Annotated in this window: 19 protein-coding genes and 6 pseudogenes; 17 read left to right on the top strand and 8 right to left on the bottom strand. The window is 69.0% G+C overall.

Annotated features, from left to right (window positions below):
• Nucleotides 1-116: 116 nt before the first annotated feature.
• Nucleotides 117-536, bottom strand: a pseudogene (locus AS594_RS47440) (DUF6196 family protein).
• Between the two features lie 196 nt (nt 537-732).
• Nucleotides 733-1,549 (bottom strand): annotated as a pseudogene (locus tag AS594_RS40405) (IS701 family transposase); the annotation flags it as partial.
• 56 nt (nt 1,550-1,605) lie between these two features.
• Between AS594_RS40405 and AS594_RS00375 the strand changes: the two are divergent.
• Nucleotides 1,606-3,403: pseudogene (locus AS594_RS00375) on the top strand (ISAzo13 family transposase).
• Here the strand turns inward: AS594_RS00375 and AS594_RS45740 are convergent.
• Together AS594_RS45740 and AS594_RS00370 are read right to left on the bottom strand one after the other, a co-directional pair.
• Nucleotides 3,286-3,606, bottom strand: a pseudogene (locus AS594_RS45740) (transposase); the annotation flags it as partial. The pseudogenes AS594_RS00375 and AS594_RS45740 sit on opposite strands and share 118 nt — an antisense overlap.
• Before the next feature lie 156 nt (nt 3,607-3,762).
• A complete protein-coding gene (locus tag AS594_RS00370) occupies nt 3,763-4,419 on the bottom strand; it encodes a hypothetical protein (RefSeq protein WP_069934878.1) in 657 nt (218 codons plus the stop codon).
• Nucleotides 4,420-5,511: 1,092 nt separating this feature from the next.
• On the opposite strand from AS594_RS00370, the gene AS594_RS43740 reads away from it, so the two are divergent.
• The 4 genes and pseudogenes from AS594_RS43740 to AS594_RS45725 all read left to right on the top strand — a co-directional run bounded on the left by AS594_RS43740 (nt 5,512) and on the right by AS594_RS45725 (nt 8,852).
• Nucleotides 5,512-6,345: a hypothetical protein gene (locus AS594_RS43740; RefSeq protein ID WP_141747127.1), complete on the top strand. Its 834-nt coding sequence runs from the start codon at nt 5,512-5,514 to the stop codon at nt 6,343-6,345.
• Nucleotides 6,346-6,481: 136 nt separating this feature from the next.
• A pseudogene (locus AS594_RS00365) lies at nt 6,482-7,768 on the top strand (NF041680 family putative transposase); the annotation flags it as partial.
• Nucleotides 7,769-7,794: 26 nt separating this feature from the next.
• Nucleotides 7,795-8,409, top strand: a pseudogene (locus AS594_RS45730) (RNA-guided endonuclease InsQ/TnpB family protein); the annotation flags it as partial.
• A 56-nt stretch (nt 8,410-8,465) separates the two neighbouring features.
• On the top strand, nt 8,466-8,852 hold the full coding sequence (locus AS594_RS45725) for a transposase (protein ID WP_240508868.1): 387 nt from the start codon (nt 8,466-8,468) through the stop codon (nt 8,850-8,852).
• Between the two features lie 333 nt (nt 8,853-9,185).
• Here AS594_RS45725 and AS594_RS00360 read toward each other — a convergent pair whose 3' ends face one another.
• Entirely contained in the window at nt 9,186-10,622 is a 1,437-nt protein-coding gene (locus tag AS594_RS00360) for an NF041680 family putative transposase (RefSeq protein WP_069774663.1), read from the bottom strand.
• Between the two features lie 257 nt (nt 10,623-10,879).
• Between AS594_RS00360 and AS594_RS00355 the strand changes: the two genes are divergently transcribed.
• Nucleotides 10,880-11,407, top strand: a complete 528-nt coding sequence (locus tag AS594_RS00355; protein ID WP_107358027.1) for a hypothetical protein — start codon at nt 10,880-10,882, stop codon at nt 11,405-11,407.
• Here AS594_RS00355 and AS594_RS00350 read toward each other — a convergent pair.
• Nucleotides 11,355-12,149, bottom strand: a complete 795-nt coding sequence (locus AS594_RS00350; protein WP_107358026.1) for an IS5 family transposase — start codon at nt 12,147-12,149, stop codon at nt 11,355-11,357. The genes AS594_RS00355 and AS594_RS00350 overlap by 53 nt on opposite strands.
• Before the next feature lie 281 nt (nt 12,150-12,430).
• Here AS594_RS00350 and AS594_RS00345 point away from each other — a divergent pair, with 281 nt between their 5' ends.
• From AS594_RS00345 to AS594_RS00325, 5 genes are all read left to right on the top strand, one after another.
• Nucleotides 12,431-12,829, top strand: a complete 399-nt coding sequence (locus AS594_RS00345; RefSeq protein ID WP_069934877.1) for a DUF6415 family natural product biosynthesis protein — start codon at nt 12,431-12,433, stop codon at nt 12,827-12,829.
• A 181-nt stretch (nt 12,830-13,010) separates the two neighbouring features.
• The gene (locus AS594_RS00340; protein ID WP_141746909.1) at nt 13,011-13,487 is read left to right on the top strand and encodes a hypothetical protein; all 477 of its coding nucleotides are present in this window, start codon (nt 13,011-13,013) and stop codon (nt 13,485-13,487) included.
• A 119-nt stretch (nt 13,488-13,606) separates the two neighbouring features.
• Nucleotides 13,607-14,326, top strand: coding sequence for a DUF2993 domain-containing protein (locus tag AS594_RS00335; RefSeq protein ID WP_069934876.1), 720 nt, complete (start codon nt 13,607-13,609; stop codon nt 14,324-14,326).
• 394 nt (nt 14,327-14,720) lie between these two features.
• Nucleotides 14,721-16,349 carry a LodA/GoxA family CTQ-dependent oxidase gene (locus AS594_RS00330; RefSeq protein WP_069925117.1) on the top strand — a complete coding sequence of 543 codons (1,629 nt, stop codon included), beginning with the start codon at nt 14,721-14,723 and terminating at the stop codon, nt 16,347-16,349.
• Between the two features lie 27 nt (nt 16,350-16,376).
• On the top strand, nt 16,377-17,513 hold the full coding sequence (locus AS594_RS00325; protein ID WP_079148401.1) for a tryptophan 7-halogenase: 1,137 nt from the start codon (nt 16,377-16,379) through the stop codon (nt 17,511-17,513).
• Nucleotides 17,514-17,544: 31 nt separating this feature from the next.
• Here AS594_RS00325 and AS594_RS43735 read toward each other — a convergent pair whose 3' ends face one another.
• Nucleotides 17,545-17,817 carry a hypothetical protein gene (locus tag AS594_RS43735; RefSeq protein WP_141746908.1) on the bottom strand — a complete coding sequence of 91 codons (273 nt, stop codon included), beginning with the start codon at nt 17,815-17,817 and terminating at the stop codon, nt 17,545-17,547.
• A 436-nt stretch (nt 17,818-18,253) separates the two neighbouring features.
• Entirely contained in the window at nt 18,254-18,829 is a 576-nt protein-coding gene (locus tag AS594_RS00320) for a TetR family transcriptional regulator (protein WP_069925118.1), read from the bottom strand.
• Between the two features lie 115 nt (nt 18,830-18,944).
• On the opposite strand from AS594_RS00320, the gene AS594_RS00315 reads away from it, so the two are divergent.
• The 6 genes from AS594_RS00315 to AS594_RS47785 all read left to right on the top strand — a co-directional run bounded on the left by AS594_RS00315 (nt 18,945) and on the right by AS594_RS47785 (nt 24,181).
• Nucleotides 18,945-19,637 (top strand): SDR family oxidoreductase, encoded by a 693-nt coding sequence (locus AS594_RS00315; protein WP_069933705.1) that lies wholly within the window; start codon nt 18,945-18,947, stop codon nt 19,635-19,637.
• Between the two features lie 35 nt (nt 19,638-19,672).
• Nucleotides 19,673-20,728: an aldo/keto reductase gene (locus AS594_RS00310; protein WP_069933704.1), complete on the top strand. Its 1,056-nt coding sequence runs from the start codon at nt 19,673-19,675 to the stop codon at nt 20,726-20,728.
• Between the two features lie 138 nt (nt 20,729-20,866).
• Complete coding sequence (locus tag AS594_RS00305) at nt 20,867-21,871, top strand: NADP-dependent oxidoreductase (protein WP_069925121.1); 1,005 nt, start codon at nt 20,867-20,869, stop codon at nt 21,869-21,871.
• 172 nt (nt 21,872-22,043) lie between these two features.
• On the top strand, nt 22,044-22,910 hold the full coding sequence (locus AS594_RS00300) for an alpha/beta fold hydrolase (protein WP_069934875.1): 867 nt from the start codon (nt 22,044-22,046) through the stop codon (nt 22,908-22,910).
• Entirely contained in the window at nt 22,907-23,776 is an 870-nt protein-coding gene (locus tag AS594_RS00295) for a strictosidine synthase (RefSeq protein WP_240508867.1), read from the top strand. The genes AS594_RS00300 and AS594_RS00295 overlap by 4 nt, the downstream gene beginning before the upstream one ends.
• 246 nt (nt 23,777-24,022) lie before the next feature.
• On the top strand, nt 24,023-24,181 hold the full coding sequence (locus tag AS594_RS47785; RefSeq protein WP_176741092.1) for a hypothetical protein: 159 nt from the start codon (nt 24,023-24,025) through the stop codon (nt 24,179-24,181).
• The last annotated feature ends 46 nt before the right edge of the window (nt 24,182-24,227 follow it).

Here is a 24,227-nt window from a genome sequence, read left to right as displayed (position 1 = left end):
CCCCGATACCGCCGAGGAGCGTTCCGTCGAGCTCGCTGCAGACATACTGCGCCTAATACTCCAGCTGTAGATCGTGGTCTTCACCGTTTGTGGATGGATCGCCGGATGCTTGCAGATCAGCTGTCTCGGAGTGTCCTGACGACCGCGATGGCCTGATCCAGCAAGTCGATGGGACACCCCCAGTAGTCATAGATGCCGCCGCGGGCGCGGTTGCTGCCACAGACAACAAATACGCCGGTCCCCAGCTCAACCTTGAGGTGGGTGGCCAGCCAGCCGACGAAACCGCTGTTGTCCACATGATCGGCGAAGTGGAAGGAGAAGATTCCGAAGCGTTCGACGTCGTCGCCCTCCTGGGTGAGCGGAACCAGGCGGCTCTAGCTCTCCCGGTCCCGAACGACTGCCAGCGTCTCGGCGGAGAGCGCCGGCGGCTGGTCGGCCGGAGACTCTTCAAAACACCAGACGCCGTCGTGCACGACGAGGTCAGCCTGAGCGATCACACGGCGTAGCCGCTGCTCTGTCTGTTCCGCAGTCTCCATACTCACACCGACCATCAGCGAGACTCCTTGATCCGTGAAGCCGTGGTCCCACCCGGGGATCATCGTGCGATCGCCTCCTCTGTCGGAACGCAGGCTCTTGACAGGGCAACCGTCGTCGCAACGCCCACGCCGTCTCGTCTATTTCGCACGCGGCCTTCCTCGTCTCCGGAGACTCCGACGAGCAAGATCGTGATCTTCATATGGTGGCTGCTTGTCGTCGGTAGTGGCAGGCCCGTGCGCGGGCTTGATGGCGGCGTCGCCAGTCGGACCAGGACAGTCGGTGGGCCGTGGCGTGGACGGGCTGGACGATCAGCGTGAGGAACAGGCGCTGGATCTCGTTGCAGGACAGCGGGATCAGGTCTTCAGGTTCGGAAGCGTTGACGTGTTCGTCAGCGCGGAGGACGGCGAGGAAGGCATGCGCGAGCATGGCCAGGGTGACCCAGCGAACCCAGGACGGATAGCGGCGGACCTGGTGCTCGTCGAGGCCGGCCAGGCCCTTCTCGGTCTGGAACGTCTCCTCCACCTTCCACCGTGATCCAGCGACCTTGACCAGGCAGGTCAGCGACACAGGTCCGGGCGAGTAGCAGCGGTAGTAGGCGAGTTCGCCGGTGCTGCGGTTGCGGCGGATCAGCAGCTGATGGCGGGCGGGCCGCTCCTCGGCGAGGTCGATGACGGCCCAGTCGTAGCGCGGTAGCCCTTCGCGCCGGCGCCTGCGGACAGCTGCTGCCAGGCCCGCTTCGGCAGCTTCTTCGCCAGGACGTTGGCGCGGAGCTTCCCGGCATCGGTGATGACTTCGGCGGAGCAGGCTACGGCCAGCACGTAACCGACGCCGCGCGCCTCCAGAGCTGCCCGCAGCTTCGGGTTGCCGCCGTAGACCTCGTCCCCGGCGACCCAGCCGGCCCGGTGCCCGGCGTCCAGAAACGTGGGATGTAGAGCTCGCGGTCCACCGCGGCGTGTCCGCGGGCGCCGGCGTAGACGAGGTAGACGGCGACCTGGGAGTTCTCGATCCGCCCGGGGACCCGTATTTCAATAAGTGCTCGGCAGAGGGGTGTTGGTGGGAGTCTGAGATATGACCCCGTGTCTGTCAGGCCGCGTTGCCGCTCGTGCTCTGCGAGCCAAGTTCGATCAGATCCTGCCGCACTTCGATGAGCGCCGCCGTCGGTTGTACCTGGCCAGTGAGGCGACGGCCCTGGCCGCGGCGGGATCGTCCGGGTCGCCGCCGCCTCCGGCACCAGCACTGCAACCATCGCGCGAGGCATGGCCGAGTTGGCCGGTCGCTCCTCACCGACCCTGCGGGTCCGGGCTCCAGGTGCGGGCCGCAAGCGGCTGACAGATGCCGACCCTGGTCTGCTGCCCGCGCTGGAGTCGCTGATCGAGCCGCACACCCGAGGCGACCCCGTCTCCCCGTTGCGGTGGACCACGCTGTCGTTACGGGCCCTGGCCTCGACCCTCACCACACAGGGCCATCCGGTCAGCGCTTCAACCGTCGGACACCTGCTGCACACCCTGGGCTACAGTCTGCAGGGAACCGCGAAGACAACAGAGGGCATCAGCCATCCGGACCGCGATGCCCAGTTCTCCCACCTGAATGCCACCGCTGCCGCGTTCCTCAACGATGCCCAGCCGGTGATCAGCGTCGACACCAAGGCCAAGGAATGGCTCGGCAACCGTGACCGGCCCGGTCGCACCTGGCGGCCGGGCAAGAACGCGATCAAGGTGGACTGCCACACGTTCACCACCAACGACCAGCCCATGGCGATCCCCTACGGGATCTACGACATTGCCAACAACAGCGGATGGGTCAACGTCGGTACCGACCACGACACCGCCCAGTTCGCGGTGGAGTCCATCCGACGCTGGTGGCAGCACCGCGGACGGGCGGACCACCCGAATGCCGGCAGGCTCCTGATCACCGCCGACTCCGGCGGCTCCAACGACCCCCGCCGCTGGACCTGGAAAAGCAACCTTGCCACCTTCGCACGAGAGAGCGGACTGGAGATCACGGTCTGTCACCTACCGCCGGGGACTTCGAAGTGGAACAAGATAGAGCACCGGATGTTCTGTCACATCACCGCGAACTGGCGGGGGCGGCCGCTGACCAGCTACCAGGTCGTCCTCGAGACCATCGCCGCCACAACAACCAAGACCGGCCTGACCATCGAGGCCGAACTGGACACAGGCAGCTACGGCCTCGGCATCAGCATCACACCCGCCGAGTTCCACGCCCTTCCGATCACACCCAACACCTTCCACGGTGACTGGAACTACACACTGTCTCCCGTGCCACCGCGACCGCCAGACGCGTCGGCAACGACACACCGGACCGACCCGGCCCTGACCGCGATGCTCACCGATCCGGCCCTGACCGGCATGTCACGAACCGCCTTCGAGTACTTGGTGGCGGTCTCGGAGCCTTTCTGGGACGCCTTGGCCGAGGCAGCATTCCAGCGACGCTTCCACCGCCCGCGCAGCTACCGCCACCCACAGACCAGCAGCGTGGACCACACCCACCGGCTCCTGGCAGCCATCCTCCGCCGCCGCAGAGCGATGACCATGACGTTCCTGGCCCAACTACTGGGCGTCAACCGCACCAACCTGTCCATCCAGTACCAGGACGCAAAACGGCTCCTGGACCTGCACCGGATCCTCGTCACGCCGATACCCGGATCGCCCGCCCGCACATTGGAACAGCTACACGCCCGAACAACTCCCGCGGAAACCCGTCGCTGACAGTTATTGAAATACGGGCCCCGGCGGTGCCGGTGTACTGGCGCTGGACGCCGACGGTGTGGGTGCCCTTCTTCACGTCGCCGGTCTCGTCGACCACCAGCACCGCAGCCTCGTCTTGCAGGTGCTCGACGATGTAGTCGCGGACGTCGTCGCGCACCGCCTCGGCGTCCCAGGCGGCCCGGCACAGCAGGTGCTACATGCCGTGCGGGGTCGCTTCCCCGGCCCATTCGGCGATCGTCCAGCAATTCTTGCGCGGCAGGTCCGCGAGCAACCCGAGTACCAACCGACCTGTCCGACGCCGGGGTTCGACCCGCGCGAACCGTCCGGCGATCCGCCCCATCAGGGCCTCGAAGCTCGTCCGCCAGCGAGCGGGATCTATGCTGTGACCTGCGGCCACCGTCTCTTCGTTTGTCCACACAACTCACGATGATCAACGGTGGCCGCAGCCGTGCCTGCACCGACCCCACCAGCAAGATCACGATCTACAGCTGGAGTACTAACTGCCGGCGGGGTTCACGGGGTTGAGCCTGGTGTCGATGACGTCGAGGTTGTCGACGTCCAGGAGGGGGCTGATGAGTTGGGCGGAGAGTTCCGCCCTGACCTTCATCGCCGCGTTGCCGGCCCGGCTTGCCGCCTGGACTGCGTCAGGCCGCCGCGGGTCGTCGTCGGACAACGAGATCAGGGTGGCGATGCGCCTGGTGAACAGATCCAGCGCGTCCAGGATCGCGGTCTGCTCCTCCTCTTCGATTCTGATCTGACTCTCTTGGAAGCCACGCTGGCTTGCCTCGGTGGCCACGATGAGGAAACCCTCACTCACCCCGTCATAGATCGCCTCGCTCACCGCGTTCCTGGCCGCCAGAGCAGCCGTCGCGAAGGATTCGGCATCTACCCGCCGTGGCCCTGAGTCCAGGTTGAACATGAGCAGGTGCATCCAGTCACCGATCCGTCGGCGGATGAGAGCGACGCGTGCCAGCCGGGCCATACGCCGCTCATCGGCCCTGACGGCTTCAGCCTGCGCCTGCGCCAGTTCGCGCTGCCGTTCGGCTTCCCGCAGGGCTTCCTTCTGGGCCTTCACCGGACCCCAGTACGCGGCACCGGCCGCGATGGCTGCTCCGCCCAACCCACCAAGCAGCCCGTAGAGCGCGTCTTGCATGCCCCCGCCTCCAGCCCTTTCGGAAGTGTCCCTGGCACAGTCGTAAAGGTCGCGGTCTTGCCCCACAAGACCGCGCGCCCCACGGGGCCACCTGACCGGCGCCTTCACCCTCCGTTCCGCGTCTGGCCCGGCAGCACCGCCGCTCCGAGGCGGTGCGCCTGGACCCCTACGGCCGTCCCTCCGCCGGCACGGTCCGGCTCTCCTGTTCCCGCCCGGCCTGCGCCGATCAGCGCTTGCCGAGCGCCGCTGCGGGGCGCAAGGCAGCGGTCGGACACGGCAACATGCACCTGGCCCACATCCGTACGGGCGGCGGACCTCGCCCCGGGGCGTGGTGTGGCTGCCGCACCGCCGACTGCGCGTGGCACACCCCCGACCTCGGCACCCTCCCCGGCAGGCGTGCCGAAACGCGGCCGGTGACCGGGCAGGTGCGGTGCGGGGGCCCGGTGGTCCTGGCGGTGTACGCGGACCGTGCCGGGCGACTGTGGCGAATCGCGGAGATGTGCGCGCGCTGCGCGGCCGCCACCCCCAACTGCCGGGTGCTGGACACAGCTGTACCGCCACTCCGCCTCGCCCCGGACGGGGCCGAACGCCGCGGCGGGCGAAGCAGTGGGGGAAGATCGCGCAGCGGATCGTGCCTCACGACCTTCAGCCCGACGTGCTGCGCGTGGAACTCATCGAGCTGGGCGATGCGTTCCGCGCCTATCATCAGCGTGCTGAACGAGCGTGTCCAGCAGCCGATCGACGAAGACCAGCTTGTGCTTTGCGCCGCGCCCACGGCCCGGCGTCGCGGGCGTGACGTGAGGGCAACCTGATGCCGTTCATGCCACAACGGGCCGACCTCCGCGACCAGTTCAGCAATCATTTCGGGCGTCATCCCCGTGATCCATTGGCTCCCAATAATTGCTGCACGTACCCGAGTCCCCACTGCACCGGCCATGATCAACGATCACACGACAGGCACACCACTGCCAACCGTGCACGAGTCGTAAGGGAAACCCCTCCCGTCCGAGTTGCTGATCAAGTCCATGAGAGTGACGCTGTCATTAGCGTGATGCTCGGTCCGACGGGCGTCCTGTGAGAACGGAGAGATCCGTGGCCCTCACTGTTAACGCGGTAACTATCGACGTACAGGACCGTATCAACGGGGTGCATCGGTACGACGGCACCGGAACTTCCTGGACTCAGATCAGAGGAGCGGTCACCGTCGGCGAGACTGTTGGCGGAGGATGGGGAATTGTTGTTGGAGGCACTGGCGGCGAAACGGGCCAGGTGCTCGGCTACAGCGGCACCCCCTTTGACTGGTTCTCTATGGGCGAGCGTGGTGCGACATACGCCGTCTCCCATGAAACGGTCTACAAGACAACTCCAGACGGTAGTCAGGTACTCCAGTTTGATGGCTTCGAGGATTCCACACCACTCTGGAGTAAGGTCGGCGGCTCTGCGTCCCTGGCTGTAGCAGGTTCCGTTGGCGTAGTGGCACAGATGCCCGATCTTCAGGGTGACACATTCCTCTACACCGGAAATCCTGACGACTGGGAAAACATCGGGCCAGGGGGGAATTCGTACGCAATCGCGGATACGATCTATCGATCGCATCCCCTCGGCACCAAGGTGTTTAAGTACAAGGGCACCGGAACTTCCTGGGACGACATTGGCGGCCCTCCTGGTGGTGTGGCCAGACTTTTTGGCGGAGGCTTCGGCCTATTCGCCACAGCTCTTGATGCGAGTGGCGTCTTCCGGTATCGAGGGACACCAGGCAACTGGGATCGCATCGGCGAGCAGACCGGATCCTGTGCGGTCGCAGACGATACGGTGTATCGCGTGGGTGGCGACGGGAGTGTATTTCGGTACAACGGGTCCGGGGACTCCTGGTCGTCCATTGGTCGCCCCGACCGCGTATTCTCCATCCTCGTCGCTAGCGACTAAGCTTAGCTGAGCTTGGCGTTTATCCTCGCTCGTCACCCGACCTGCTGATCTGCGGTGTTTCCGGGGACGGCGGAGGCGGCCGTTCTCCACGCTTCGAGATGTCGAGTCATGAAGCACCAGAGAACGGCCGTTGTGGATGAGTCTGTCTGCCGAGGTGTCCGGACGCGAGGCGTTGGATGTGTTGTCCCGCTTTCGTGTCGAGTTCTACGACTGCCTGTATGCCCGGGCTGACGCGCTCTTCGAGCTGACCGACGCGGTGCTGTGCGCGGAAGGGCCGGTGAACACCCTGGTCGAGCTGTCGCTGACGGCCGAGCACCGGCGTGGACACGGCGCCTTGTATTCGGGGCTGGACCGCGGCCGGATTGAACCGACGCGTCTGCGACGCACTCTGGCCGGCCTACCGCTGCCGAAGACGACCGACGGGCGGATCGTACTGGCCGTGGACGTGAGCAACTGGCTCCGCCCCGACGCTCCCACCAGCGACGGCCGGCTGTTCTGCCACGTCTACGCACGCGGCGACCGCGGCAAGGACCAGTTCGTCCCAGGCTGGCCGTACTCCTTCGTCGCCGCTCTGGAAACAGGCCGCACCTCCTGGTGCCGGCTCCTGGACGCCCTGCGGCTCGGACCCACGGACGATGCGACACTCGTCACCGCCGCCCAGCTCCGCGAGGTCGTGGAACGCCTGGCCCACGCGGGACACTGGAAGCCGGGCGACCCCGAGATCCTGATCGTGATGGACGCCGGCTACGACGTCACCTACCTCTCCCACTCCCTGCGGGACTTGCCGGTCGTGCTGCTCGGACGACTGCGCTCGGACCGCGTCATGCTCCGCGACCCGGGCCCCGCCCGCTCCGGACCGAAGGGCGGCCGGCCCCGCCGACACGGCGGCATCCTCACCTTCGCCAAGCCCGACACCTGGCACCAGCCCGACGTCACCACCGCCACGGACACCACCCGCTACGGCAAGGCAGAGACGACGGCCTGGAACCGTATGCATCCCCGACTCACCCACCGCGGCCCCTGGCTGGAGCACGCGGACGACGAACTACCCGTCCTGCACGGCACATTGATGCGCCTGACGGTCGAGCGCCTGCCGGGCGACCGCGAACCGAAACCGGTCTGGCTGTGGTGCTCCGCAACCTCGGCCACGTCGGCGGACGTGGACCGGTGGTGGCAGGCCTTCCTCCGCCGCTTCGACCTGGAACACACCTTCCGACTGATGAAACAGACCCTCGGATGGACCGCACCGAAGATCCGCCGCGCCGACACCGCCGATCTGTGGACCTGGCTGATCATCGCCGCACATACCCAGCTTTGTCTCGCCCGGCCCCTCACCGAAGACCTCCGACGGCCCTGGGAACGACGAACCGAACCCCGTCGCCTCACCCCCGCCCGGGTCAGGCGGGGGTTTCGCAACGTCCGTGCGACCGCGGCCGTCTCCACCACGACGTGAAGAGGCCCCGGATCCGGCTGGCTGGCTACCGGCGCCTGCGCCTTCCCGCCTTCGGAGAGGTCCGCCTCCACGAGTCCGCCAAACGCCTGCAGCGTCGCATCGACCGCGGGGAAGCCGTCGTGCAGTCGGTGACCGTCTCTCGTGCCGGGCACCGCTGGTACGCCTCCGTACTGTGCAAGGTCACCTCGCACGTTCCCGCTGGCCCCTCGCGCGCGCAGCAACGACGCGGCACGGTCGGCGTCGACCTCGGGGTCAAGGTCCTCGCCGGACTCTCCCAGCCCCTGACCGAAGATGATCCGGACAGCATCCTCATCTCCAACCCCGCCCCCCTGCGTTCCGCCGGCTGCCGCCTGGTGAAGGCGCACCGTGCGTTGGCGCGTACCCAAAGGGGATCCGCTCGTCGGGAGAAGGCCAAGCGGCGCGTCGCGAGGCTGCATCACGAGGTCGCGTTGCGCCGTGACACTGCCCTGCATGCGCTGACGAAACGACTGGCGACCAGTTTCGCCACGGTCGCTGTCGAAGACCTGCACGTGGCGGGCATGACCCGCTCGGCCCGCGGCACCGTCGCCGCCCCAGGCCAACGGGTGCGGCAGAAAGCCGGCCTCAACCGGGCGATCCTCGACTCCGCCCCCGGCGAGCTGCGCCGCCAGCTCGCTTATAAGACTTCTTGGACGGCTCCCAGCTCGCGGTCCTGGACCGCTGGTGGCCCTCCAGCAAGACCTGCTCGCACTGCGGCTGGCAAGACACAAGCCAGACGCTCGCCGACCGGGTGTTCCACTGCGCCACCTGCGGCCTCTCCATGGACCGGGACCTGAACGCCGCCCGGAACATCGAACGGCACGCCGTGGTCGCAGACCCTGTTCCACCCGTCGCCCCCGGTAGGGGGGAGACGCAAAACGCCCGTGGAGTCCCCTTCAGACTTCCGGCCCCTCGGGGCCGGAAGCAGGAGACAGCGAAACGGGAAGGCACCGGACCACCCGGCACGGTGTCACCTCGGCGGAGTAATCCACCGACGTTCCCCAACCCGCGCCAAGAACAGGCAAACCTGTTCTAACGCTGCACGGGGCATCATCGAGTGCAGCCCGTACGCGTAGGGAACGACCGGCCGCTACCCCGCCAAGGCGGCGGTCCCTGGTGCAGCCCGTATGCGTAGGGAACGACCGTGGCACATCCGCGACCTGTCCGTCCGCCAAGTGCAGCCCGTACGTGTAGGGAACGACCGAAGCAGGTTTCGACGGGGGAGAGAGACGGAGGCCTCGTGCAGCCCGTACGCGTAGGGAACGACCGACTGCAGGCGAACACCCCCGGAGCGAGCCCACCCCATGGTGTAGCTCGTACGCGTAGGAAACGACCGAGCCGTATATAGGACGCAGCCTAAGCTTGACGTTTATCCAGCTCTGCTGCTTGTGATGGTTGTCGTGAGGTCCGGTTGGCCCTGTTTCCCGACGGTGCGTTCGCGTGCACGGTGCTTGTTCTTCGTGCCGATTGGTCGGCCTGGGCCTGCGGTGCTGGGTTTCGGTGCACCGGCCGGTTGAGGGGCCTTGCCGTGGAGGCGGCGAAATCCTCGGCGGACCCGTGCAGGGGTGAGACGTCCTTGGCGTGCGGGCCGCTCCCAGGGTCTGCGAAGGTCCTCGGCAAGGGGCCGGGCCAGGCGGAGTTGGGTGTGGGCGGCGATGACCAGCCAGGTCCAACGGTCAGCGGCGGCCGGCTCGCGGAGTTTGGGAGCCGTCCAGCCCAGCGTCTGCTTGAACATCCTGAAGGTGTGTTCCAGGTCGAATCTGCGCAGGAACGCCTGCCAGAGCCGGTCCACGTCCCCGGCGGTGGCATCGGTGGCCGACCACCACAGCCAGATCGGCCGGGGGTGGCGGTCGCCGCGAAGGTGGTCGACCCGCAGACGGATGACGGTGCCTTCGATGATCGGCAACTCTCCGGGATGGTCGGCCCAGGCCGAGCGCCGGGTCAGCAGTGGATGCAGGCGGTCCCACGCCGTGGCGACGGCCTGCCCGTAGTGAGTGGTGTCGGTCACCGTGGTGATGGACGGGACCGGCAGGGTGGCCGGGTACTCGAAGGTGAACTCTGCCCCGTGCTTGGGTTTACGCCCGCGCTTGCCCGCCGGCTGGGGCGTAGGCGGAAAGTACAGGACTCGGTCCGAACGCATCCGGCCCAGTAACTCCACGGGCAGGTCCGCGAGCAGGAAGGCCAGGCGGGTCACGTCGTAGCCGGCATCAAAGACGACGAGGACGGGCGGGTCGCCGATCTGCCACTGGCCTGCCACATACAACCGCTGGAACACCTCTCGGACCTGGCCGGCGGTGACGGCGATCGCGTCGTCCCAGGGCCGCAGCCGGAGCACGTCCAACACGGCCGTCCACGAGGTCCGGCCCGGCTCCACAGCGGCAACGAAGGAGTAGGGCCAACCGGGGATCATCTGGGCCGAGCCTCTGCCTCGCCCGTATGTGTGGCAGAACATCCGGTCCGGGCTGGTATTCGCGTCCGGCCGCAACCAGTTGCTCACATCGACCGCCAGGACCAGCCGCCCCGACGCCGTGCGGGGAAGCGGCAGCCCTGCCAGCGTCCTGCGCAGGCGTGCCACATCCAGATCCCCGCAGTTCAGGCCGCCGTACAAGGCGCCATGCCCACGCCGGTGCTCAGGCTCCAACGACAGCTCGACCAACGTCCTCACCGGACCATCCGCGCACAGCAGGGCATCACTCAGCTCGAACAGCGCATCGCGCCGCCCGGTCAGACAGGCATAGAGCTCCGTCCGGAAGCATGACAGTTCGGCAAACGCATCCCGCGGGACGCCGTGTTGCAGCACACTCATATCTACGGCCTTCGTGTTGATCCCATGCCTCTGTGACGGAGCACAGGATCAGGCGAAGGCCGCTCTTACGTCCGGAACTCAGGCAAACCCATCAGCAAGTTCGAGGCCGTGTTCGACGGCAGACCATAAACGCCAAGCTAAGAAGCCGTATCTCAACCGAACATGATCGCTTGATTTGTGCTGGTCAGGAATGGTCTAGCTCTGAAGGAGGGAGACATCCGGCGTCTTGTTTCCGCTCTGTGAGTGAGGGGTGCGCGATGGCGTCGGTGCTGGGAGTGCTGGAGGAGCGGGAGACAGCGGCCCGGGTGCGGGTGGAAGGGCTGCGGGAGGAAGTCGCCCGTTTGGCTGGGGTGTTGGAGGCCGCCGAGATCGAGCTGGACCGGCGGGTGATCGCGCGGGAAGAGCTGGTCGAGGCCCTGGCAGCCTCGGTTGCCGGGACCACCGCAGTGACCGAGGTTGAGGCGGAGCGGGAAACCGCGCCCGCGCCGGTGCCGGGCTCGATCGTGCCACCCTGGCGCGAAGGACTGCCCGTGACGGTGCTGGCGCCGGACTACCAGCGGATCCTGGGCGTGCTGGAGGAGCGGCAGTCGGCGGGCCAAGGACCGCTGAAGGCCAGGGAGATCACGGTGGGGCTGGGCTTGGAGACGACGCCGGCGAAGGTCGAGGGGGTGCGCTCGAAGGCCAGGCGCCTGGTGGAGCGCGGGTGGCTCATGCAGGAGACGTCGGGGATGTTCAGAGCCGGCCGGCGGCCCGTGTCCGCGCCAGACGCCGGCCCATCCGCGTGACCATCGACCACCGGATCATCGCCTCGCTGCTGGCTGGCAACGTCTCGTAGTCCCGGGCCAGTCGGCGCGAATGCATCAACCACGCGAACGTGCGCTCTACCACCCAACGCCTCGGCAGCACCACGAACCCCGCCGTATCGTCGGTGCGCTTGACGACCTCCAGGGTGAGCGCGAGTTTCTGCCGGCACCAGTCGACCAGGCCGCCGGTGTAACCGCCGTCGGCCCAGACCAGGCAGATGTCGCGGTGCAGGCGGCGTAGCCGCTGCAGCAGACCCACCGCGGCATCCCGGTCACCGATGTTCGCGGCGGTGACCGCGACGACCAGGAGCAGACCGAGGCAGTCGGTCACGATGTGCCGCTTGCGGCCGCCCACCTTCTTCCCGCCGTCCCATCCGCGCGAGACGGACGGCACCGAGGCCGCTGCCTTCACCGACTGCGCATCGATGATCCCGGCCGTCGGCTCCGCCTCACGGCCCTCCTGCTCACGCACCCGTCCGCGCATCCGGTCGTGGAACTCTGTGGTCAGCCCGTGCTCGCGCCAGCGGCGGAAGAACGCGTAGACCCGGCCCCAATCAGGGAAGTCCACGGGCATCGCCCGCCAGGAGATCCCGCCCGCGACCAGGTAACGGATCGCGTCCAACATCTGCCGATGGCAGTAGCCCTCGGGCTGCCCGCCCCGTCCCTGAAGCCAGGCCGGCACCGGCACCAAAGGCCGGATGGCCGCCCATTCCGCATCCGACATGTCCGAGGGATACCGGCGTTCCCGGTCCGGATGGTCGGCCGCGTTGCCGTACACATGCGCGAGGCAGTCACACGATGGAGCAGCCGAGTTGAACTGAACGGGTTCGGACGCGTACAACAACGACACCAGGGCCTCCCGGCACTGCTCGGTTAGATTCGCATCCCCGAGCTACCGAGAGGCCCTGCCTTCATGCGCGCACAACGGGAAGATCACCCCGGCGGGAAACCTGTTCGACCCACACGTTCCATGTTCGATTGAGATACGGCTACAAGCAGCACCCAGTGGACAAAGTGGAGATCATGGCGCTGATGGACTCAGTGCTGGGCTGGGACCTCAGCAGCCGCGACAGGCGAGAGCCGCCCCCCGAGACTGTTGAGGCAGCGCTCAAGCAGTTGGCCCAGCACGCCGTGTCCCTCGGTCGTGACCTCGACGCCCACATCCGCGCCCTGCCGCGAGGTGACGACGTTCGCCGGCCTGCTGCCGTCACGCTGGAAGAGGCGAGCCGCCGCCTCCAGGCCACGGCTCGGTCACAGGGAGGCGCGCTGCGTGCGCATAACCTCGCCCGCCTGGTCCAAGCCCTCACCGCGGTGAGCGTGGACGCAGAGCGGCGCATCCACGAGCTCCTGGCCGCCAGAGCCACGGCCCGCGAGGCGCCCGCCGGAGAGCGAGGCTGGCCGTGAAGCTGCCGTTCTCCCTCCAGCTCCGGCCCCGGAGTGAGCCGCTGATGGCTCGCCTGTTGGCCGTGGAACGGGCTATGCCCCTCGTGGAGGCCGCCCGTACTGTTCGCCACCCATTCCTGGGAGTAGCCCCGTGTTCGCACCCTTACCGGCGCCGCCTCACTACGCGCCCGCGATACACCCGTTGACCCCGGTCGAGAAAGCCTTCCTTACGAGCTACGCCCTCGGTGACAGCAGGCGCCACAGGAAATGGGGCTACGAGCGGCGCGACATGGAGCACTACGCGCAGAGCGTCAAGACCAAGATGCGAGCTCGTACGAAGCGATGGCCCGAACTCGTCTACCGGGCAGTGGTCCATCAGGAAATTCCCCCGCCGCTCCCACGCCGCACAGAGGTCAGCCTCGACGACCCCATGCTCTGGACGGTCAGCGGCCTCGCCGCGGGGTGGCACTCTGCCGACCTGGCCGCAGAGCTGGGCATGGACGCGCCCGCCTGGTCGGTGTGGGAGAAGCGGCTCCTCAATCGGGTCCAAGCCAGCACCATCCCCCACACCGTCTACCTCTGCGCCCGGCTCATTCCCTGGCCGTGGACGCTCGCAGGGGAATGGGACGCACTCAAGCGCATCCCAAACCAGAGCGGACTGCTGGTCCGATCTCACTGACCCCGGCCGCGTGGACCGATCCACGCGGCCGGCCCCCGCCCGGCGAGACCCCGCGTCCGCCGCGCGGGAAGGGGGCTCGTGCCCGCCCCTGCCCTTGCGCCCGCCCGAGGAGACCGGCGATGAAGCAGCGCCTCGCGAAGACCCGGGCGGCCGTGCGCCGCCACCTCGTCCTCACGGTCACCACCGCCGTGCTCCTGCTGGCCGTCGCCGCCACGGGCGCGGCCGAGTTCACGGCCCGCACCGTGATCCAGAACCGCATCGCGAAGGCGGCACCCGCTCTCGGCAGCAGCCTGGCGGTCAGCGTCGCCGGCGACTGGGCCCTGTGGGACCTGGCGCACGAGGGCATCCCCCGACTCGACATCAGCAGCAGCGACGCCCGCCTCGGACCGCTCCCCCAGGTTCGCGTCCGCGCACGGCTCGACGACGTCCGCCTCGGCGAACGGGCCACCGTCGGCAGCGCCTCCGCCCCGGTGACCGCCTCCACCCAGTCGATCGCCGCCGCGATCCGGACCGCCGCACCGTCCGTGCAGGTGGCCGCGGTCACCACCGACCCGGCGAAGGGAACCATCGTGGCCGCCGTTGGCCCGGGCGGCGCCGGGCAGCTGACGCTGCGTCCCGTACTCGCGGACGGAAGGGGCACCCTCGCCGTCGACGGGCTCACCGTGTTCGGCCGCTCCGTCCCCACCGGCCGGCTCGGGATGGGCGACGGCGGTCTCGGACCGGAGCCGGGCGCGCGGAAGGAATACCCGCTCGGGCTCAAGGCCACGTCCGTACACGTCCAACCGGACGGCCCGTACATCGCCCTGACGGGCGGCCCCGGCACCCTGAACGGCGCGTGATGCCGACGGGTGTCGCCCTCGTACACCCGGCGCTGCTCCTCGGCCTGGACCGGATTGCCGGTGAGCGGGTCGAAGTCCTTCGCCGGGGCGAGGTGGATCCGGCGCGCCCAATGGCGTTCTCCCAGCTCGTGTGCCAGCCTCGGAGATGCCTTGGGAGCGCCCCGGTACCTGGGACGGCGCCGGCCGCACAGCGTCGATCCGCGGTTCCCGCTGCAGCCGGAGTTCTACGGCGAGGAGGGGAAAGCGGCCGCAGGAGGCCATTCCCACTGATCCCCACCGGCGGTCATCATGCCCTGCCGGTGTGTACCCCACCCCCTTCCGGACAACTCGGTGACGCCGGGCCGATGGTGCGGCCTGCCCTCCCGGACGTCCGGCCCTTCCACCTGGAGCGGCTGTGCACCTCAACGACGTGGTCCACTGCGAGATCCATCCCTCGATCGGTATCGCCCGAGTGGGCGACAGCCCCGACGGCTTCTTTCTCGGCTCCGAGAGCCCGGGCATCGCGGCACGGCCCGACGGAGGCTTCAAGGACTCCCTCGGCCGGGTCAAACGCCAGGCCGCCCGGTTCCGGGTGTTCGGGTACGACCGGGACGGCAACGTCCTCGGCGAGATCACCTCGGCCGAGGCGCAGATCACCTGGACCGCGGAACTGGCCAACGCCAAGGGCGAGTGGTTCGAGTTCGCCGGGCGCTCCCAGCAGTCCACCGCGGACTCCCGCCGCCGCAACCGGCACATCGACCCCGCCGACGCCACCGCCCGTGCGCGACTGGTCGTCCGGCCCGGTCCCCGCAGTGTGACCGGGCCGTCCCAGAGCGGCGAGGACGCCCGTTTCGACACCGGGACCTTCCTGGGGACACCGGTACCGCTCGGTGAACTGCGTACGGACGAGGCCGGCCGGCTGCTGCTCCTCGGCGGTTTCGGGAAGTCCTTCTCGACCAAGCCCGCCAACCCCGTCCACCACTACGCCAACAACGACCACTGGAGCGACGACACCTCCGACGGGCCGGTCCACGCGACCGTGTCCCTCGGACCGGAAGGCCGGCAGGTACCGGTGACCTCGGCATGGTGCATGGTGGCACCCCCCGACTACGCCCGGACCGTAGCGAGCATGATCACCCTGTACGACGTCGCCCTGGAGGTCGCCCGCACGTCGGGCGGGCTGCCCACGCCGCCGGAGGTGTCCTTCACCCGCGACATCTACCCCATGCTCGCCCGGCCGGTCGAATTCGCGTGGGTCAGCGAAGTGGCCCGCACCCGGCACGGCGACCGTGCGAGGAACTTCTTCGCGCCCGCCCGCCTCGCCAAGCTGGCCTCGAACGCCGCCGCCGACACACCGGCGCGCCGCGCCGTCTTCCGCAGGCTCCGTACGCCGGGCGCGATGGACGTCAGCCAGGCCAACAAGGGGTTCATGCCCATCCTCGCGGCGGACGGCGACCCCCAGGAGGGCGAGCCGCAGACCTGGCTGACCCTGCTTCCGGGCCAGTACGAGCGGATGCGGCGCTGGGCCGACGGCGACTTCGTGGCCGACTGGGCCGGCCGGGTCCCCGACCCGGTCCCCTTCGACCTCCTGCCGCCGGCGGATCAGCCGCACGCCCTGGTGCGGGCCGCGCTCGAGTCGGCCTGCGGCGGGGGGTTCTTCCCCGGCATCGAGATGACGTTCATCGCCGACGAGCCGGCCACGTGGTCCGCGCCCTTCCGGCTGCGTGAAGACCTGAAGGCCGGAGATGTCACCAAGTACATGGCCGTGCCCTGGCAGGCCGACTTCCACGCCTGCAAGACCCACTGGTGGCCGGCTGCCCGCCCCGACGAGGTGCTTCCCGAGTCGGAGCTCGACGCGTTCCTCACCGGTGCGGCCGGAGCATTCCAGGAGTGGGACCGGGGCCTCGGCGACGGCAAGGATGCCGTCGGCATGAACGAGATGGTCAAGAAGTGGAGCACCCTCGGATTCATCGTGGACCGGCTTGCACCGGACGGCAGCGTGGTCAAGGTCGAGACCGAGCGCACCGCCCAGGACCCCCTGTAGGACGGGCGGGCCGGCAGGAGGGGTGCGGTGAGCGGAACCGGGTCGGGCGGCGGCGTGACGACCGGCAGCTGTGACGTTCTCGTCGCCGGTGGCGGCCCCGCCGGCTGCGCGGCGGCGCTGGCCCTCGTGCGGGCCGGGGGGGACGTCGTCATCGTCTCCCCAGCCGCAACGGCGGACTGGCAGGTCGGGGAGAGCTGTGCTCCGGCCGCCCGACCGCTGCTCGAGCGCCTGGGCCTGCTCGACCGGGTCGTCCTGGACGGACATGAGCCCTGCTACGGCTTCCAGGCTGCCTGGGGCGGGGACGCGCCCGCGGAGGTGAGCCAGGTGCTCGGCCCGCACGGCGCGGGCTGGCACTTGGACCGGGCCCGGTTCGACGCCGCCTTCCTCGAAGTGGCCGAGGCCGCTGGCGCGTCGCGGCACACCGGGCGTGTCCGCGGCATCGGGCGCCGGGAGGACCACTGGCAGCTGACGACCGATGCGGGCCGCGTGCTCCGGGCCCGGTACCTCGTCGACGCCACGGGCAGGCCGGCGCGGTTGGCCCGGCGGCTCGGTGCGACGCCGAGCCGCTCCGACCGGCTGACCGCGGTCGCTGGGCTGCTGGCCGCGCCGGGCGGGGCGGCCGGGTCGGAGCACACGTCACTCGTCGAGTCGACTCCCTGGGGTTGGTGGTACACCGCCCCGCTACCGGGCGGTGGGCAGGTGCTCATGGCCATAACGGACGCCGACCTCGTCGCCGGCACGCACCTGCACGACCGGGACGCATGGTGGGCCCAGGCGCAGCGCACCCGCCACGTCCGTCACCGCATCGCGCACCTGGACGCTCCTCCCCGGCAGCTTCGGGTGCTGGCCGCGGGCTCCTCCCACACCTGGCCGGCGGCCGGCCGGGGCTGGGCCGCGGTCGGCGACGCCGCCACCGCCACCGATCCGCTGGCTGCCCGGGGGATCGTCATGGCCCTGGCCACCGGGCTGGACGCGGCGCGGGCGATCCTGGCCGACCGCACCGGTGACAGCCGCGCCCTGACGGCGTACGCCCGGCGCATCGCGGCCCTCCACCGGGAGTACCTGCGAGCACAGGCCACGCAGTACCGACGCGAACAGCGCTGGGCTGCCGCCCCGTTCTGGCACCGTCGGCACCGGGCCCTTCCCGCGGGCCCCTCTACCTGATCCGCCCGTCCGGACGACCGGGAGCGGATCTTCAGCCGAAGACTTCGGCACCCGGGTAGGGCGCGGCTTCCCGTACGGGCGGAACGAGGTACGTGCCACCCGCGCGTACGGTCAGCAGGCGGCCGGCCGGCCCGTCCGGGCCGGGCTGCCCGCCGAAGTTGACGCTGCCCAGCCAGCCGCGCTGGGTGAGGATGCGCAGGACCCGGTCGGGGCTGTCCTGGAAACTTGCGTCGGGGCCGGTCCGGCAGCTGTACGGGGGTTGACACGATGGTGGAGCGTAGTGTGCCCGACCACCTTGAACCACTGGCGGATGACCGCCGAGGGCCCTTCGGCCACTGCGCGGCAGCCCCGTGAGTATCTGCAGAGTGGCCACCGCCAGGGAGACGGCGGTGAGGGCGCAATGCACTAGGCATCCGGGCCGACTAGTACTCCAGCCGTGCTTCTGCATTAGCGCTGGTCAACGGCTTGGGCGTGGTGAGTGTAGCGGGTTGGAATAGGGGTGGGACGGTCTTTGCTGGGCCGTCCCACGAACGTGTGGCCGCGCTGCATGTGGTGGCAACGTTCCGGGCAATCCGCCCGCATGAACGATGCACCAACAAACCCGTGAGAGGAGGGACTTGGCGAGCTGCGCTACGGCCGACCGGGGGCAATCACGGCCCCTCGCGGGGTGCCCGCGATGTTCGACGGTGGGTGCGACCGGCGCGCACACACCGCGCGGTGTCCGGGGCCCCCGACCCCGGTCAGCCGGCTTCCGTCAGGGCCGCGTGCGCGGCGGTGAGGATCTCCTCGGAGAGTGGGGAACCCGCGGTGGCCCGGGACAGCACCAGCGCGCCGAACAAGGTACACAGCCGGGCGATGCCGTCCTCGCCCCCACCGGCGGCCCCGGCCGGGGCGAGGAACGCGGCAAAGTCGGCCACCCCCTCGGTGTAGGCACGGCGGGCCTCGCGACCCTCGCCCCCGCGTGCGACGTCGACGGCGAGGGCCGCGACCGGGCAGCCGCCCGCCGGGTCGTCACGGTGCTCGACGGAGAGGTAAGCGTCGATCAGGGCCCGCTGAGCGGCATCCCGCTGCCCGTCGTACCGCTCAAGCCCGGCCTCATGGCGCCGGGCGAGCTCGGCGAAGGCGTGGGCGGTCGCCTCGTCGACGAGCGCCCCCTTGGAGGCGAACTGCTTATAGAAGGCGCCGTGGGTCAGACCGGCCGCCTTCATGAGGTCGGCAACGCTCACGTGGGTGCCCTGCTCTCGGAACAGCCGGGAGGCGGTGTCCACCACCCGCCTGCGATTTTCCTCCGCCTGCGCCTGCGATACGCGGCCCATGGCCACCTCCCATTTGGATGTCGACTGGCATCTATCGTAACTCGGTGTTTAGATTGATTGCGTAATCTAATTTATATGGGTGGCCCGACGGCCCCCGCCAGGACCAGGAGCAGACATGGAACTGAAGAACGCGGTCGCGGTCGTCACCGGCGCCAACCGGGGGCTCGGGCGGCACCTGGCCGCCCAGCTCGTCGAGCGTGGCGCGAAGGTGTACGGCGCGGCCCGGCGCCCCGAGACGGTTGACGTGCCGGGCGTCGTCCCGCTGCGGCTGGACGTCACGGATGAGGCGTCGATACGGGAGGCCGCCCGCGTGGCGTCCGACGCGACACTGCTGATCAACAACGCGGGCATCTCCACCGGCGCGACGCTGATCGGAGGCGACGTGGCTGAGGTGCGCCGGGAGATGGAGACCAACTTCTTCGGCCCGCTCGCCGCGACCCGCGCCTTCGCCCCCGTCATCGAGGGCGACGGCGGCGGCGCCGTACTCAACGTCCTGTCCGCCCTGTCCTGGTTCCACCCGGCTGGCCTCGGCTCCTACGCGGCCTCCAAGGCCGCCGCTTGGGCGCTGAGCGACGCGACCCGTGAGGAGCTGGCACCGCGCAAGATCACCGTCTCGGCGCTGCACGTCGGCTACATGGACACCGACATGGCCGCCGGCGTGCCCGCCGATCAGAAGGTCGCCGCCGCCGACGTCGCGGCCCAGGCCCTGTCCGGCATCGAGACCGGCCTGCCCGAGATCCTCGCCGACGAGACCAGCCGGTACGTCAAGCAGAGCCTGTCCGCGGCACCCCAGCCGGACGCGGGCTGACGCTCACCCCTCCACCCCTCATGCAAGGACATCTCATGCGTTACACGACCTTCGGACACCGGACCGGACTTCGCGTGTCCGAGTACGCGCTCGGCACCGCGAACTTCGGCACCGGCTGGGGCGCCGGCGCCGAGCCGGAAGAGGCCCGCCGGATCTTCGACCGGTTCGCCGAGGCCGGCGGCACCTTCCTCGACAGCGCGGACGGCTACCAGTTCGGCGAGTCGGAGGAACTGACCGGAAAGCTTGTCTCCGCAGACCGCGACCACTTCGTCCTGGCCACGAAGTTCACCCTCGGCGCCGCCCCGCAGCCGGACATCTCCAAGACCGGCAACAGCCGCAAGAACATGGTCGCCTCGGTGGAGGCCAGCCTGAAGCGCCTGGGTACCGACTACATCGACCTGCTGTGGGTGCACTTCCCCGACGAGCTCACTCCGATGGAGGAACTCCTGCGCGGACTCGACGACCTGGTGAGCGCCGGCAAGATCCACCACGCCGCGCTGTCCAACTTCCCCGCCTGGCGCGTCTCGCGCGCGGTAACCCTCGCGGACCTGAAGAACTGGGCCCCGATCGTGGGCATCCAGCACGAGTACAGCCTCGTCGAGCGCACGGCCGACCGCGAACTGCTGCCCATGGCCGAGAGCCTCGGACTCGGCGCCGCCCTGTGGTCTCCGCTCGGCGGCGGACTGCTCACCGGCAAGTACCGCGGCTCCGCCGAGGGGCGCCTGACCGACCTGGGGGCGGTCATCCACACCGAGAGCACCGACCAGAAGACCGCCGTCGTCGACACCGTCCTGGCCATCGCCCAGGAGACCGGCGTGACGCCCACCCAGGTGGCGGTCGCCTGGGTGCGCGAGCGCGCCGCCCGCTCGGTGGCCACGCTGGTCCCGATCATCGGCCCGCGCAACCTCTCCCAGCTCGACAGCTACCTCGGCGCCCTCGACGTCCAGCTGACCGACGAGCAGTACACCCGCCTGGCCGAGGTCAGCGCGGTGCCGCTCGGCGCGCCCCACGAGGGGATCGCCGCCTCCCTGGACCACCTCCAGGGAGGCGCCGCCGAACGCGTCACCGCCCCGGTCGTGCCGGTGGCCTGAAGGACGGACGCGGCCGAGTGAGCGGCACCCTCGCGCCGCAGTCACAAGAAAACGACACAAACTGTCTCGTACTGGGAGAAGCCCGGGACGAACGAAGACCCCGCCCTCCCACGGACGGGAAACGGAACGGAGACAACGATGAGGGCTTTCATGGTCGAGAAGTACGGCGGCCAAGCCGGGATGCGCGCCGCCGAGATACCCGACCCGCAGGTGGGCGCCGACGACGTCCTGGTCAAGATCCACGCGGCGAGCGTCAACCCGCTGGACCTCAGGATCCGCAACGGGGACTTCAAGGCGTTCATGCCCTACCGTCTCCCCCTTGTCCTGGGCAACGACCTCGCCGGAGAGGTCCTCCAGGTCGGGTCCTCCGTCACCCGCTTCGCGGTGGGCGACGAGGTCTACGCCCGGCCCGACAAGGACCGCATCGGCACCTTCGCCGAACTCCTCGCAGTCCACCAGGACGACCTGGCACCCAAACCCGCCACCCTCACCATGACCGAGGCCGCCTCCCTGCCCCTGGTCGCCCTGACCGCATGGCAGGCACTGGTCGAGCGCGCCCGCGTACAGCCGGGTCAGAAGGTCCTCATCCACGCGGGAGCCGGCGGCCTCGGCTCCATCGCCGTCCAGCTGGCCAAGGCACTGGGCGCGTACGTGGCCACCACCGCGAGCACCACCACCATCGGCCTTGTCAAGGAACTCGGCGCGGACGTCGCCGTCGACTACCGCACCCAGGACTTCACCGAGATCCTCGACGGCTACGACGTCGTCCTGGACTCCCTCGGCGGCAACAACCTGGCCAGGTCCTTGCGTGTCCTCAAGCCCGGCGGAATGGCCATCAGCGTCGCGGGCCCGCCCGACCCGGCCTTCGCCCGCGAACTCGGCGCGAACCCGGTCCTCCGCCTGGCCATGACCGCGCTTAGTTCCAAGACCCGGCGCCAGGCCAAGCGCCTCGGCGTGACGTACTCGTTCCTGTTCATGAAGGCCAGTGGCGACCAGCTGCGCGAACTCACCCCCCTCATCGACGCCGGGAAGATCCGCCCCCTCGTCGACTGCGTCTTCCCGTTCGACGAGACCCTCCAGGCCATGGAGTACGTCGAGAAGGGACGGGCGAAGGCCGGCAAGGTCGTCGTCTCCATGACGTAGGGCGGGCACACGCCGACATCGACCAGCTCCACCAGATCACCACCCACGTCGAGCAAGGCGTGATGCGCCCGGTCACGGGCACGGCGCCCGGCTTCGGCAGGGCCGTCATCATCAGCCCCAGCAGACCACCACCCCGCGGCGGGCGACCAGAAACACACCAGGAGAAACCATCATGAGCAGCACCGGCACCCCGAACGAACCCGTCATCACCTCGTACGCCCACGCCCCGGCCCGCACCGTCACCGCCGGCGGCGTCACCTACGCTTTTCGCGAGCTAGGGCCCAGGGGCGGCGTCCCCGTCGTGTTCTTCGTGCACCTCGCCGCGACCCTGGACAACTGGGACCCGCGCATCATCGACGCCATCGCGAAGGGCCGTCACGTCATCACCTTCGATCAGCGCGGTGTCGGGGCCTCGACGGGCCAGGTGCCGGACAGCATCGAGGCGATGGCTGATGACGCCTACACCTTCATCACGGCGCTCGGCTTCGACAAGATCGACGTCTTCTCCTTCTCCCTCGGCGGCATGGTCGCCCAGGCCCTGGTGGTGAAGCACCCCGAGCTCATCCGCAAGCTTGTCCTCACCGGCACCGGTCCCAAGGGCGGCAAGGACATCGACAAGGTCGTCGGCACCACCTACTGGGACATCCTGCGCGCCACCCTGACCCGGTCGGACCCCAAGGAGTTCCTGTTCTTCAACCGCAACGCCACCGGCAAGCCCGCCGCGCGTGCGTTCGTCAACCGGCTCAAGGAGCGCACTGCCGACCGCGATGCGAAGATCAAGGTCAAGGCATTCCAGACGCAGCTCAAGGCGATCAAGAAGTGGGGGCGCTCCACCCCCCACGACCTGTCGACGATCACGCAACCCACCCTGATCGCCAACGGCGACAACGACCGCATGGTGCCCTCGGTCCTCTCCGAGGACCTGCACCGGCGCATCAAGGACAGCGAGCTGATCATCTACCCCGACTCCGGGCACGGCGGCATCTTCCAGTACCACCAGCAGTTCGCCCCCCTCGCGGTCGAGTTCCTCGCCCGTTGACCACCGGCGAACACCGCAACTGCACGTTCGGCGACCAGGAAGAGAAGAGCAGCACCATGAGCACCTCACCGTCCGCCGCTCAGCTGGGCGTGGAGAAGAAGCACCTCACTTCCTCGATCCTGCTGTGGGTGCGCACCGACCAGCCCCGCCAGACCGGCATGGACCACTGGAAGGGACCGCACTCAGGGATCATCTCCGCCACCCCGGGCCTGGAGGAGTACCGACAGATCCACCTCGCCGAGCACAACCCGGGCCGGTGGCCGGCGACCGACGGGGTGCAGACCTCGATCCCCCCGGACCGGAAGATCGACGGCGTCGCCGAGGTCACCTTCCAATCGGCGCTTACGCCCCTGAAAGGGCGTAAGCAGACGAAGCTGGCCCACGCCGACGAGATCAACGTGTTCCGCCGCACCCTGCTCTACGCCGGCCCACCGAACTCCTCCCGCTGGTACGACGTCGCCGGCCCCGGCGAGACGGTCGGTGCCCGCACCCTGATCTACCTGCGCCGCAGAGACGGGGTCGGCGCAGGCGAGTTGCGGAAGTTCGTCAACCAGCAGCTCGTTCCCGCACTCGCCGACACTGCAGCGTTGAAGGAACTGCGCACGCAGACGTTCCTGCCCTGGAGCGAAAAGCTCTGGGACACCCCGAACGTCGCCCACGACAACCCCCACGACCAGCGATTCCACGCCTCCCTCGTCCTCGGGTTCAGCGACAGCGCAGCACGGGACGCATTCTTCACCAGCAACGCGATCGAGGGCCTGACCAACCAGCTGGCACCGCACGCCTCCGCGATCCATGCATACGACGTCGCCGCCGCCTTGACCTTCGTCAAGAACGGCGACATCCTCCCGCGCTACCAGGAGTGAACGGCCAGAGCATGGAGCAGATCCGACGGACCTGCTGAGCAAGCAATCCACCCGCCCCGGACTGGGCGCCACCCGGTGCTCGGGAATATGGCTTGTCTCGAATGACGCCTCCCACCAGCTGGCGCATCAACGTGGACGGCCCAGCGCCGCGAGGCATACGCCAACGACCTGGATGCCCCCACCTCGCTGGTCGGCGTCACCGCCAGGTCCAACCGCAGCAAGTCCGACCAGGACCCGGGCACCTGGATGCCGCCCAGCGCCGACGTCCACTGCCAGTACGCCGGCGAATGGACCGCAACCAAACTCCGCTGGAACCTGACCATCGACCCGCAGGAACAGGCCGAGCTGCTCGACCTTGCCGAGCAGTGCCCGACCACCGAAGTCCACTTCGAACCCGCCCCGTAACGAAACGCTGGCGCCCCTTGCCGGCCTTGCTTGACGGTGACAGGGG

Source organism: Streptomyces agglomeratus, from assembly GCF_001746415.1.
Lineage (GTDB): Bacteria > Actinomycetota > Actinomycetes > Streptomycetales > Streptomycetaceae > Streptomyces > Streptomyces agglomeratus.
This window is presented reverse-complemented; position numbering and strand designations above follow the sequence as displayed.